Annotated in this window: 11 protein-coding genes; 3 read left to right on the plus strand and 8 right to left on the minus strand. The window is 54.5% G+C overall.

Annotation, left to right across the window (positions count from 1 at the left end):
• The first annotated feature begins 68 nt into the window (after nucleotides 1-68).
• On the plus strand, nucleotides 69-950 hold the full coding sequence (locus tag ACR0LX_RS22075; RefSeq protein ID WP_480785498.1) for an MIP family channel protein: 882 nt from the start codon (nucleotides 69-71) through the stop codon (nucleotides 948-950).
• Nucleotides 951-1,043: 93 nt separating this feature from the next.
• Here ACR0LX_RS22075 and ACR0LX_RS22080 read toward each other — a convergent pair whose 3' ends face one another.
• From ACR0LX_RS22080 to ACR0LX_RS22105, 6 genes are all read right to left on the minus strand, one after another.
• Nucleotides 1,044-3,068 (minus strand): sigma-54-dependent Fis family transcriptional regulator, encoded by a 2,025-nt coding sequence (locus tag ACR0LX_RS22080; RefSeq protein ID WP_480785499.1) that lies wholly within the window; start codon nucleotides 3,066-3,068, stop codon nucleotides 1,044-1,046.
• 70 nt (nucleotides 3,069-3,138) lie between these two features.
• Complete coding sequence (locus tag ACR0LX_RS22085; RefSeq protein ID WP_480785500.1) at nucleotides 3,139-3,624, minus strand: hypothetical protein; 486 nt, start codon at nucleotides 3,622-3,624, stop codon at nucleotides 3,139-3,141.
• Between the two features lie 756 nt (nucleotides 3,625-4,380).
• Nucleotides 4,381-5,952 (minus strand): GMC family oxidoreductase, encoded by a 1,572-nt coding sequence (locus ACR0LX_RS22090; protein ID WP_480785501.1) that lies wholly within the window; start codon nucleotides 5,950-5,952, stop codon nucleotides 4,381-4,383.
• Between the two features lie 14 nt (nucleotides 5,953-5,966).
• Nucleotides 5,967-6,491: a Twin-arginine translocation pathway signal gene (locus ACR0LX_RS22095; protein WP_480785502.1), complete on the minus strand. Its 525-nt coding sequence runs from the start codon at nucleotides 6,489-6,491 to the stop codon at nucleotides 5,967-5,969.
• Between the two features lie 32 nt (nucleotides 6,492-6,523).
• Entirely contained in the window at nucleotides 6,524-6,919 is a 396-nt protein-coding gene (locus tag ACR0LX_RS22100) for a VOC family protein (RefSeq protein ID WP_480613292.1), read from the minus strand.
• A 91-nt stretch (nucleotides 6,920-7,010) separates the two neighbouring features.
• Entirely contained in the window at nucleotides 7,011-7,304 is a 294-nt protein-coding gene (locus ACR0LX_RS22105; protein ID WP_480613294.1) for a ribbon-helix-helix domain-containing protein, read from the minus strand.
• A gap of 213 nt (nucleotides 7,305-7,517) precedes the next feature.
• Here ACR0LX_RS22105 and ACR0LX_RS22110 point away from each other — a divergent pair, with 213 nt between their 5' ends.
• Nucleotides 7,518-8,225 (plus strand): IS6 family transposase, encoded by a 708-nt coding sequence (locus ACR0LX_RS22110; protein ID WP_480785503.1) that lies wholly within the window; start codon nucleotides 7,518-7,520, stop codon nucleotides 8,223-8,225.
• 106 nt (nucleotides 8,226-8,331) lie between these two features.
• On the opposite strand, the gene ACR0LX_RS22115 is transcribed toward ACR0LX_RS22110, so the two are convergent.
• A complete protein-coding gene (locus ACR0LX_RS22115) occupies nucleotides 8,332-9,660 on the minus strand; it encodes an MATE family efflux transporter (protein WP_480785504.1) in 1,329 nt (442 codons plus the stop codon).
• Between the two features lie 217 nt (nucleotides 9,661-9,877).
• Nucleotides 9,878-10,678: an MmyB family transcriptional regulator gene (locus ACR0LX_RS22120; RefSeq protein WP_480785505.1), complete on the minus strand. Its 801-nt coding sequence runs from the start codon at nucleotides 10,676-10,678 to the stop codon at nucleotides 9,878-9,880.
• 105 nt (nucleotides 10,679-10,783) lie between these two features.
• Here ACR0LX_RS22120 and ACR0LX_RS22125 point away from each other — a divergent pair, with 105 nt between their 5' ends.
• Complete coding sequence (locus ACR0LX_RS22125; protein WP_480785506.1) at nucleotides 10,784-11,212, plus strand: hypothetical protein; 429 nt, start codon at nucleotides 10,784-10,786, stop codon at nucleotides 11,210-11,212.
• Nucleotides 11,213-12,177 lie beyond the last annotated feature (965 nt).

Here is a 12,177-nt window from a genome sequence, read left to right on the forward strand (position 1 = left end):
AGCTGCCTTACGCAAATGGGCACCGGTCGGGTAGGAAGCCTGTCAGCACATTTTGCAATCCTTGTTGAGTGTGCTGGCAAAAATCAAACCGTCTCGCATCCCAAACCACCCAGTCATCCGTCAAAGCGCCGTGTGATTGGATAAGGCGCGAACCGGGTACAGCCGAACGATCAATTCACGAACACAAAAAATTCCCTGCGCCAGGTGGTGCGGGTGAATTCCTGCATCTGAAATCGGAGGAAATCATGCAGAAACTTATCGCCGAATTCTTGGGTACACTCACCCTTGTATTCATGGGCTGTGGCACAATTATTTTCATGGTCCACGAAGTTGGCCTGTTGGGTGTGGCCGCCGCGTTTGGTCTGACCGTCGTCGGTGTTGCATACGCCATTGGACATATTTCCGGGGCACACCTTAACCCGGCCGTAAGCCTGGGCGCCGTCATCGCGGGCCGACTTTCACCATCCGAATTTGCCGGATACGTCATCGCGCAGTGCCTTGGAGCAATCGTGGCAGCAGCTCTGCTCTATGTGTTGGTCCAAAGCAAGCAGGGTGGTTATGATATCACGGCAAATGGTTTCGCCCAAAACGGGTGGAAAGACTACAGTGTCGTCGGCGCATTTCTGTTTGAGTTCATAGCGACCGCACTGTTTCTGATCGTTATTCTTGGAAGCACAGAAGAAGGCGGTGCGGGTGCAAACGCGGGCCTCGCCATTGGCTTCACGCTGGTCGTCATTCACTTGGCAGGTATCGTTGTTTCCGGTTCTTCCGTAAACCCTGCAAGGTCGCTTGGCCCGGCATTGTTCGCTGGTCCCGAAGCGATTGGACAGCTTTGGCTTTATATTCTGGCACCTTGCCTTGGTGCTGCTCTGGGTGGGGTTGTGCATCGCAAATTTCTGTCTAACGAGGCTCGCAGCAACCCTAAACTCGGGGACGCAAAGCCAGCGTGACTACACCGATGCCAGGACCCGCGTTCGTTTCTCCCCCCGAACTTCATGCGTCCTGACAAAAACGGCGGCGGAAACCATTCCGTCGCCGTTTTATTATTTTCCGCGATCAAGCCCGTATTGTCGGATTTTTCGATACAAAGTTGGTCGCGATATGCCCAGTGTCAGCGCCACTTTGGTCAGGTTGCCGTTTTCCTGTTTGATCGCGCGTTGAATCGCTCGCGATTCGATGCTGTCCAGTCCAAGGTCCGTGCTTGGTGCATCAGGGGACGTTCCGAACAAAAAGTCATTGGCGTCGGGTTCTGTGATCTCATTGGGTAGGTCTTTGATTGTAACGGGCCCATCACGATGCAACAAACAGAGTCTTTCAACGGTGTTACGCAGTTCCCGGACATTTCCCGGCCAGTGATATGTGCGAAGCACTGCCATTGCCTCGCTATCGAAATTCAAGCGCTCTCGTTCAAATTTTTCAGACAGAACCCTGTTGAAATGTTCAATCAACAAGTCGACGTCGCCGCCACGTTCGCGAAGAGGGGGAACGTCAATAATTATTGTGCCAATTCGGTAAAAAAGGTCCCTGCGGAAGCGCCCGGTTTCGATATCCTGTCGCAGGTTCCGGTTCGTCATTGCAACAAGTTGAACGTCTATCGGGCGTCTTTTGTCACAACCAATTCGATAGACTGCGCGCTGCTCTAGAGTCCGCAACAAATATGTCTGCAGTTCCGGTGGCATATCGCCGATTTCGTCGAGGCACAGAACGCCGCCATTTGCCTGTTCAAATTTACCGGGTTTGCCCTCGCGTAGTGCACCGGTAAATGCACCCGCGACGTGACCAAAAAGCTCTCCGCCGATCAATTCTCCAGAGATTGCCGCACAGTTTACGGCGACATAAGGCGCTTTTTCCTTTGAGTGATTGTAATGGATAAGACGGGCAAAGAGTTCTTTTCCGACACCGGTTTCGCCCTGAACCAAAACGGCCGCTTTGGCCTTTGCTGCTCTGCGGGCAAATTCGATTGCTTCCAGCATTTTAGGGCAATCGCCTAAGATCGTTATGGTGTCTTCCTCTACACCATCTCGTGGTTTTATCGTGATGCCGCGAGGTCTCGCGGGGGTTTGGAATTGTTCCTTTCCCGGCAAGACCAAGGCTGCGCCCTTTACCTCACCGCCCAGTTTAAGCAGATCTATTTTTGAGTTTACAAAGTCGGGCGATAATGCCGCGGCCAAATCTCCGTCGGTCATGCTTGGTTTCCAGGAAAGCAAGTGTTTGCCGATCGAAAAGTCATTGGACTCTTGGCCGGTCGCTTGATCAATGTTCTTGTTGAAAACAATGCGGCCCGAAGAATTCAAAAGCACAATTGCATCTTCTTGGTTGTGAGATTTCGGCAAGTCAATGAAGGCTTCAAGCAGGCTTGTGCGCTCCTCACGCTGCTGTTCTGCCAGCGCGATTTCGATTTCCCTCGCAGCGGCAACGACAAGCGCCATGTTGTGCGGTCGGAAGATATCGGGCGGCCCGGAAAGGTCGACCACTCCAACGATTTGGCGATCCAGCGGGTCGAAAATAGGAACCCCTGCACATGTCCAGGATTTGATGCCTTGGCAGAAATGCTCTGATGCGTGGACGAACGTCGGCAGACCGGTGCGCAGCGCCGTTCCAATTCCATTGGTGCCAATTACCTGTTCATCCCAGACACCACCAATTTCCAATTGAATTTCGCGTCCGGTGTCCAATGTCTGCGCGTCGCCGATCGCATCAATTATCGTTCCGGACCTGTCCGTCAGGATCAGTATTGCGCCGGACTCGGTCAGGTGCGGTGCCAACCTTTCAAATGCAGCTCTTGTTGCGCGGCAGAGGGCGCTATTTTTGCGTCTGAGGTCATGAACGGCTTCGTCGCCAATTTTTTGCGGAGTTGCGCCGGAAAGTGCGTTGATACCCAAGTCGGTACACCGCGCCCAGGATTGCAGAATTTCTCGCCGTACATTCTGTTCGATTTCATCCGTGGTATAGCCCAGTTCTATGAATTCTTCCCAGGCGCTCATCGTGGCTCTTTGCTTGCCCACGATTGCAGAAACGTCGGATTGAGCAGAGATTGTTATTGGTGATGTCGGTTTCTTGTTTGGCATGGCTTTCTTTCGATGGATGCACAAACAAGGCGTGTGGCGCATCCTTAACCGGCTGGGCTTATTCGAAACCTCAGAGATTCAGACGTTTAGTTATCACCTCGGCCAATTTCTCTCTGATGTCGTCGTTTTCTATCACGATCCCATTCAAATCTTCCAATAGCTCCTCAATCTCCGGATCTACGGGAGAGACAAAGCCATTTTGCTTCGTCGCGAGCGTGAAGTACTTAGTGCCGTTTTGATTGGTGCGTAGTTGGCCCAGAAATTCCATCTGCTTGCCAGAGTTTGCATCCATTATGAAAACGCGGTCGTTTAAGCTGATCCGAACAACAGGATCGGGTTCCGCAGCAGCAGTCCCTCCACCAAGAATGTGGATGTTCTTTCCTTCGGGCTGAGGTTCTTTCTTCGCCTGCGCCATTCTGGCCCGGGACCGGGAAAACTCGCCATTGCTGATCTGATCCGCAAGTCTGTGTATGGTGGCTCTGTTGCCTTGAAGCAGTCGCTTTGCTTCCGCATCTTCGCGGCGGGGCCCTTCCTTTTTCGAAAAAATATCGACCATGATCTCGCTCCAAGTTCTCCATGTGTCGGATCTTTAGAACACACCGGCCCGCTTCGCCGTTGAAGGTGCAAAGAAAACCCAATCCGGAGAGATTTCGGTTCCGATATCCGGCGCGTCATTTTGTCCTGTTCGCTGTGATAAGGCTAATGAAAATGGAGGAATGAGTCTAGGAAATAGGCCCTGAAAACCCAATAAATTAGGCGTCTTTGACGCGAATCAACCCTTTGGCGGTCCGTTTTCCGTCTGCTATATTTTAAGCGGAGTACGCGGGCCGAAAATCGGGATTGCAAAGGCGATTTCGGGCCGTGGAATATGAAGGCGAATTTGCGACGAATGCCTTCCTTTGGCAAATAACCGCGTTCTGTCGTGGCTTAAATTTCGCGCACAATCGGTTCAACGTTGGCATCAAAATTTTTCGGACTAACCTGCGGTCGGAACCAACGGAAAATAGCTTAAGCAAGCGGATTGCGATTGGGAATTTCTAAAAAACCATTTGTCGCATCTGTTAGCAGTTTTGCAGCGTTGTCGGTCAGAGTTTCTTGCCTAACTTCCATCCGGTGACACCTCAGCGAGATGACACGAACACGGATCGCTCCGAAAGGTTAGCGCCGGTCTTGGATGCTGAACTGGAGTTTTGTCGATGATCTTAGCGCGGCTGAAGGCATCAAGTTGCAACAGGAAAACGATTAATACGAAACAAAGGTATCTCGACCCAAGGATATTGGATCGAGATTGTTTTTGTTTTTTAACAGATGGTTACAGGTTTCCCTGGGACATCTGCGAAGCAATGTGATCGGCTTGGCGAATTGCAAGTGCGACGATCGTGAGCGTCGGATTCTCAGCAGCTCCCGTCGTGAATTGCGAACCATCCGAGATGAACAAATTCGCGATATCATGGGTCTGACCCCATTTATTCACCACGCCATCACGGGGATTTTCCGACATACGGTTTGTCCCCAGATTGTGCGTTGAGGGGTAGGGCGGTGTTGGGAATGTTCGGGTTGCCCCAACCGCGTCGTAAACCGCCGCGCCCTGCTTATAGGCATGGTTTCGCATCGCAATGTCGTTCGGATGGTCGTCGAAATGGACATTGGCAACCGGCAACCCGAACTGGTCCTTTACGTCCATGTTCAGTGTCACGCGATTGGTTTCCTGGGGCATGTCCTCTCCGACGATCCACATTCCGGCCATGTTCTCATAGCTGTCCAGTGCTGTCGTGAACTCGCGACCCCAACCGCCTGGATCAAGGAAGGCAGCCATGAATGGCAGACCCAATGCCAGTGTCTCCAACTCGTAGCCACCAACGAAGCCGCGAGACGGGTCGTGCCGTGACTCATCTTGGATAATCCCCGCCATCGTAGTGCCACGCCACATTCGGACCGGCTGATCAAAGACGGCATAAACTGAACCGGTCATGTGCCGCATGTAGTTGCGTCCGACTTGACCAGAGGAGTTCGCAAGCCCATCCGGGAACATTGAGGAGGCCGAATTCAGTAACAGCCTTGGCGATTCAAAAGAGTTGCCGGCGACACATACGAGCCTCGCTTTCTGCATTTGCAGATTTCCATCCGCATCAAAGTACTCGACGCCCGTTACCTTGCCACTATCGCCGTGCAAAATTTGTGCGACGTGCGATTTCTCTCGGACTTCCAGATTGCCGGTGACTTCGCCCTCTGGAATGTCAACATACCCCGCAGACCACTTGGCGCCCCATTTGCACCCCTGGAAGCAGAAACCCGTCTGCTGACACATATTGCGGTCACGGTTTTCGTCGGAATTGATCGCCATTCGACCGGTGTGCACTTGCTCGTAACCAAGCGCTTTTGCCCCTGATTCGAAGATCTTGTAGTTGTTGTTTCCAGGCAGACCGGGGCGATCGCCCGTCCGCGTCACGCCCAGTTTGTCTTCGGCCCGAGTGTACCAGGGATCCATTTCTGCCGCGTCGATCGGCCAGTCCAACAGACTTGCGTCTTGGACGTCACCATATGTCGATTTGGCTTTCCATTCATGGTCTTGAAACCGCAGTGACGCGCCTGCCCAATGTTGGGTCGTTCCTCCGACTGACTTTACGATCCATGCAGGCAGGCCTGAAAAATCCTTGGCGACCCGCCAGTCGCCTGACGTTGTGCGTGGATCGAGCCATGCCAATTGACCAAAGCTCTCCCATTCATCATTGATAAAGTCTTCAGGCAGGTGCCGTCCTCCAGCCTCAAGCGAGACTACGCTGACCCCCTTCTGGGCCAGTTCGTTGGCGAGAACGCCGCCGCCGGCGCCGGTTCCGATGACGACAACAACGCTGTCGTCCGTGAGATCAAAAGGTGCCGTCATGGTGCCAATCTCCCTTAAAGCCAGTTGATGTCGTCAAAGCCGCGGTCGATGTAACCGCCCTGAGAGAAGGACTCGCCTTCATAACCGAAAAGCGGCCAAACTGCCTTTTGGTTATAGAGACCGGTCACCAGCCCACCTCGGATTTGCTGAAAGAACGGGCTAGCTTCCATCGATCTGAGAAGATCGGCTCGATCACGTTCCCATCCCATGGATAAGTAATCGGTGTGGCCCCTGCCTTGCGCTGCTGCATTCAGGGCGGCGACGCCAGCTTCGACGCTGGGTGCGGCGTCTTCGGTATCGTACCCCTTTACGGCGATTACATAGTATTCGTCACCGACATGGTCATGCGGGTAGATGTCACGCGCCATCTGAACCAACGTCGCCATGGTTTCGGGCTGCAGCGACGTCGTTTCCATCGCCCAGGCGGCGTTCGAGCTGGCGACATAGCCTGCGCCCACGACAAACCCGGCCCCGACTGCGACTGATCGCGACAGCAGATCGCGACGCGTTAAAGTTTTGGTTTTATGCGTAAATCTCACTTCTTATCCTCCCGTTCAGATGCGTGTGCCTGCTATTGGTAGTGACCTGCGCGCTGAAGAACTTCGATCTCGTACCCGTCCGGATCTTGAACGAAGAAGAACTTGGCGATCAGATCGCCATCTGGTGCGAACTCGACGATTTTTCTGGGGTTCAACCCTTCAGCCTCAAAGCGCGCATGTTCGGAATCAAGATCGTCGACAACAAAGGCGATATGTCCGTGTCCGTCGCCCAGGTTGTACGGTCCTTCGCGGTCTTTGTTGATGGTCAGTTCGAGCTCAAACGGCCCGTCGTTACCTCTCAGGTAGACGAGCGTGAATGCTGAAAAGTCGAGACGGTGAGATACTTCGAGCCCGAATGCCCGTTCATAAAAATCCAGAGACCGCTCTTCGTTTAAAACGCGGATCATGCTGTGTATGGCTTTTGCCATGCCTTCCTCCGAACCATTTGCCTGGTTCGAAAAGGCTGACAGTTTCTCGCGGCGCCGGGTAGTAAGTGAATACTACAGTGTAGGAAACCACTTACTCGGCTGCGATCCTTGGATCGTTGGAGCTTTCGAGGTTCTCAATGTGAAGCAGACATGTGCATCGCAGCAAAGAGGTGAAATTCTTCGTTTCCCCGTGTATTTCAAGAACTTCGGTGTGAAGTTTGGAAATGAAACCGGGTGTGGAAAACCCCTCTTGCTCGGCGAGTTCGTCGACGATCGCCCAAAACGATTTTTCCAGTCGTATACTGGTGCTTTGACCATTCAACCTCATGCGACGCGTCTCACTCTGATAGCGTTCCGGGTCTTGGCCGGCAAACATCTGGCACATACCAATCCTCCCTTCGGTTGTCCCATGATTGCGTGCGCCTACGCCCCATTCGGTGCGTTCTGTTTTGTCCAGCGCGCGCTCAACCTAAAGCAAGCAAGTTTTTTCGTAAACAGCGCTTCCCGAAGTAACCGCCGGCAAACTTTCTGAATGAATAGAGGTCTTGTCAGAAGAACTTGGCTTGAGGCGGGCAGGGCGGATGCGTAGCTTTTGCCCATGACCAGACCTGCCTCTTTTAAGTACTTCAAAACCAGTCCCGAGATCATCCGCCTTGCGGTGATGCTGTACATCCGATTCCCGCTCTCGCTTCGGAATGTCGAGGACTTGTTGCACGAGCGAGGCATCGACGTGAGTCACGAAACTGTCCGGTATTGGTGGAACAGGTTTGGCCCAATGTTTGCTGCTGAGATCCGAAGAAAGCGTGTTCAGCAATTGAGAGCATACTCCAAATGGAAGTGGCACGTGGATGAGGTTTTCGTGAAGGTGAATGGCAAGAGACACTACCTCTGGCGGGCCGTCGATCATGAGGGCGAAGTGCTGGAAGCAATCGTTACCAAACGTCGAAACAAGCAAGCGGCATTGAAATTCCTCAGGAAATTGATGAAGCGGCACGGTAAATCTGAAGAAGTAGTCACCGATCGCTTCGCGTCGTATCGAGCTGCTCTTAGAGAGCTCGGCGCTACCGAAAAACAGCAGACGGGAAGGTGGCTCAATAACCGCGTCGAGAATTCGCACCTTCCTTTCCGACGGCGTGAACGCGCCATGCAACGGTTCAGGCGCATGCGAAGTTTGCAGAAGTTCGCCGCCGTCCATTCCTCTGTCTACAATCACTTCAACCAGGAAAGATCGCTAGCCAGCCGAGACACCTTCAAGCTGACCCGCGCCGCCGCACTTAGCGAGTGGCGTCAACTTTGTTCCGGATAAGTTCGCGGTTTCCGCGGCACACTGAGACTGGTTCGAATTCGTCTGACAGCACCCCGTCGCGAAGTGGCTCGCGGCTAAGTTTTCCCAATCGAATACTCCCCAAAATTCAGGGCCGTGTCAGCGCCCAGAACCGCAAGGGCAGGGCGATAGCTGCTGCCACCAGACCCAGAGTATAGCCGATCCAGACGCCGACGGCTCCGAGATCAAAGAGGAAACCCAGTGCATAGCTGGCCGGCAAGGCAAGCGGCCAATAGGCTGTCAGGGTAATTGTCGTCGGCAGGTTCATGTCCGACATTCCCCTCAGCGCACCCAAAGCAGTGCCCTGAACGCCGTCCGCAACCTGCAGCAGTGCCACGATAAAAAACAACGTAACCGCGAGGTCAACGACGGCCGGGTCATCCGACATGCTTTCCGCCATCATCCGACCAGCAGTAATGAAGACGGTGGCGGCAACTGCCTGCCATAGCGTGACCATCACAAAGGACGCCTTCAGGATCGGTCTGAGCCTTTCTCGACTCCCTGCGCCGACTGCAAGACCCACACGGATCGAGGCAGCACCCGCCATGCCAAGCGGGATCATATAGGCCAGCCCCGCAAGCGCGTTGACGATTTGATGGGCGGCCAGCGCCTCGGCCCCCAACCAACCCATCATCAGGCCCACCACGGCGTAGGCTCCGCCCTCACCTGCATAGCCAAGACAGAGCGGCAGGGCGTCTTTGGCCTGTGACCAGACATCCGCCCATGCAACAGTCACCCGTTGGCGAAAGGCGGCCAGCCCTGGCGCGCGTATCAAAACGTAAATCCCGGCTAACAGCGACGTACATTGCGACAGTATGCTGGCCAGGCCAGCGCCCAGAATTCCAAGATCAAGGATGTGAATGAAGGCATAGTTTGCGGGTACGTTGAACAGGACACCCAGATAAGACAGCGCCACGGCCGTCCAGGGCCGCCCAACGGCGTCGAACAGAGCCTTCAGGCCGAAAAACAGCGTGAAAGGCACGATCCAGATCGCCATCGACATCCAGTACGGCAGAAGGATCGCCAGAACCTCCCTCGGTTGACCCAAAGGCCCCAGCAACGGATAGAGCGCCATCATCACCAACGCCGCGCCGCCGCCGCCCAGAAGGCACAGCAACAGCCCGCTGCGCAACGAAAGCGCAACCCGCGCGGCATCGTGTGCGCCTTCGGCCTGGCTGATCTGCACGGAAATAGCCGTGATCACGCCCCAAAGGGCGGAGATCAGGATGATCAGAACGGCTGTGGTCACACCGGCCGCCGCCAGCGGGATTGTTCCAAGCGGAGAAATCATGGCCGTATCTACGACGCCGATCAATAGCGCTGCGGCCAGCCCGACCATCAGCGGCACGGCCAGCCGGATCAACGGCGTGAATTCGGCGCGGGTGGGCACCTGCGAAATCAGGATTCGGTCTGTCATGGGTCACCTGCCGGAAAAGATCCGGCGAAAAAGTCGCGGTCAGGAGCTTTAAGCTCAGAATGAAGAGGGGCTGCTCAGCCCTGCGACGGGAACACCATGAAATTGGTCCTTTTAGGGACAAGTTAACAGTAGGATTCTAGGGGAAGAATTGTTCGGCGTCCAGATCGCTTTTGCAGGCTGTTTGTCGAACTCTTCCAAGGTCAGGAATGAGCAAGGTTCACCGGGACGTGGTGGGGCCCTGGGACAACCATGATTTATTTGGCGGCCACTTGGGCAAGGTCACGCAGAATTTTGACACTTTGGTCGTCGGCCGAAAAAACAGCTCAATCTTCAAATCGTCCAGCGTGACGTCCGTGACTGTGCTGAATTGCGCAATCGTTCCAAATAGGGAAAGCCGCTGACCCCCAAAGCGGTAGATCGTAGAAATTGTCGGCCCGATCGCCGCGTCACTGCGGGCGTGCCCCTGTTGCGACAACGCGCGCGCCGCGGCATCCAGTGCGGGTACGCCGCCCGCGTTGGCGCTTTCAGCGCGCAGGCGCAACATCGTGTGACGCGCAACCTCGGGCCAGTTTTCGACAAGCTCAGGCATCAGCGGGCTGGTCAGCAGGTCCAGCAGGCTTTGCCCCTCGCGGATCCCCAGTGGCTTGAACAGTCTTTGGGCACCGCTGTTGAGCATTACAACCGTCCAGAGCCGGTCCAGCACCAATCCCGGATAAGGCGCGTGTTGCTGCAGAGTCCATTCGACCGCATCCCGTATGGGCGACATCGCCGCGTCATCAATCGGCGTTGCCGCAAAACGCGGCGCGAACCCTTCGGAGCGCATCATCTGGTTTCGGGTTTCGAACGGAAGGTTCATGACCTCGGACAGATGAAGGATCATGTCCAGGCTGGGCCGGGACCGCCCGGTTTCAAGAAAGGAGATATGGCGCGCGCTGACCGCGGCTTCGACCGCCAGGTCCAACTGGCTCATCCTGCGTCGCCTTCGCCACTCTTTCAGCATACTGGGATAGGGTGTCATGAGCCGAGCTTAACAAGGGTCCGAACGGAAATCACTTACCTATGAGGTAATTGATTTGCGTCCGCTGTTAGCCGCATGAAGAGCACATATCGAAAGGAGATGGTCATGACTCAACAACAGTCAGCAATGCGAATTTCAGGCGGCATTCTTGTTGCAATCGGGGCGCTTTTTGCGCTGGCCTCCCTGCCTTTTCTGCACCCCATCGCGCATATCCTTCTGCAAATCGCGTACTGGCCAATTCACGTCGTTCCCGCGAAACTGACGGTTCCGGTGCCCTTACTGCTGGTGATCACCGGTGGCCTGACGGTTGGCTTGGGCGGAATGCAGTGGGCGCTGGGAACATATGTTGCTCCAGTATCGGCGGCTGCCGCAACCAAGACCGCTCAGATTACGGCATGGTCCTGGTTTTGCGCTGACAGTTCAGGCTCCATTCTGGTAGGGGCGCCCTTCAACGTCGTACTGAACCTGTCCTTTCTGGTCTTGATCCTGTTGTCTTGCCGACACGGCACGACAAGCAAACACGCAACATCCTGACGTGAAGTGGAATTTACTGGGTTAAAAGAAGGACTGGCTGCTCCAGAAAACCTTCAATGGTCGAGACGACTTCAACGACAGTTTTTGCATCGGAAATGCTGGCGTTCTCAAGGGCGCTGCTGTTTTCGCACTTGGCTTGAGCTGGTCGAATATGGACAGGATTTCCTCTTCCAGTTTGGCCGGCTTTTCTTCGGAACAGCCGACCTTGGTCTTTGCAGGTTGCAGGACGCGTGCGAAACGATCTCTCCGGGGGCCTTAAAAATCGTCTATAGGAACTGCAAACCGCAGGGTTCGTTTATCGCGCAGAAGGAGGATAGGCATCACTCCGGGCACGGAACGATTGTAAATAGCAAGGGCAGCTTAATGCCCTTGCTTGGACGGTTCCTTAAAAAGGGAACCGATAATGCGAAGGAGGTGGGTGTTCAGCCTCCGGTGGAAGACCAACGTCCTTCCTCAGATGAGCCGGCAACTCGGCTCTCTTTCGTCGAATAGGCCTTTCCACACTGGGTCGCCGGTCGAAGATAGCCGCTAGCCGCAGTAAGAGGCCGCGCGACCGGCCGATTGGTATGTGAAGTGATAACCTTGGCATTGTTCTCTCCATGAAATGATGGAAAGCCGCCACATGAGGAAAACACAAAAAAGGCCGCTCACGAGGCGGCCTTCAGATCGGAAACCTGTCAGACCGCTTTAACGGGCTACTGCGCCTACCGCGCGAAGCATTGAGGTCTGACAATTCAGCATATCTGATATCTCCTGTATCAGGGTTTCCAGTACCGTCTGCTACCAGACGAGTGGTCTCAATTCAACATCCGACACATGTATTGGTCGAATTTTGCCGGATAGCTAACTCGCAAGCGCCGCATTCGAACATAGCGCTCAAGGTCGTGTGTGGATGGCTCCTGCATTGCAAGAGATTTCTGTAGTTGCGATGGTCTGTCAGTACAGTCGTGTGTCCGGCCTGTTTG

The organism is Ruegeria sp. CH11, assembly GCF_056537105.1.

Bases quoted from the DNA above. Each gene is read 5' to 3' on its own strand.
- ACR0LX_RS22115 (WP_480785504.1), bottom strand. From the start codon at position 9,660: ATGACAGACCGAATCCTGATTTCGCAGGTGCCCACCCGCGCCGAATTC.
- ACR0LX_RS22090 (WP_480785501.1), bottom strand. From the start codon at position 5,952: ATGACGGCACCTTTTGATCTCACGGACGACAGCGTTGTTGTCGTCATC.
- ACR0LX_RS22105 (WP_480613294.1), bottom strand. From the start codon at position 7,304: ATGTGCCAGATGTTTGCCGGCCAAGACCCGGAACGCTATCAGAGTGAG.
- ACR0LX_RS22125 (WP_480785506.1), top strand. From the start codon at position 10,784: ATGACTCAACAACAGTCAGCAATGCGAATTTCAGGCGGCATTCTTGTT.
- ACR0LX_RS22110 (WP_480785503.1), top strand. From the start codon at position 7,518: ATGACCAGACCTGCCTCTTTTAAGTACTTCAAAACCAGTCCCGAGATC.
- ACR0LX_RS22085 (WP_480785500.1), bottom strand. From the start codon at position 3,624: ATGGTCGATATTTTTTCGAAAAAGGAAGGGCCCCGCCGCGAAGATGCG.
- ACR0LX_RS22080 (WP_480785499.1), bottom strand. From the start codon at position 3,068: ATGCCAAACAAGAAACCGACATCACCAATAACAATCTCTGCTCAATCC.
- ACR0LX_RS22120 (WP_480785505.1), bottom strand. From the start codon at position 10,678: ATGACACCCTATCCCAGTATGCTGAAAGAGTGGCGAAGGCGACGCAGG.
- ACR0LX_RS22100 (WP_480613292.1), bottom strand. From the start codon at position 6,919: ATGGCAAAAGCCATACACAGCATGATCCGCGTTTTAAACGAAGAGCGG.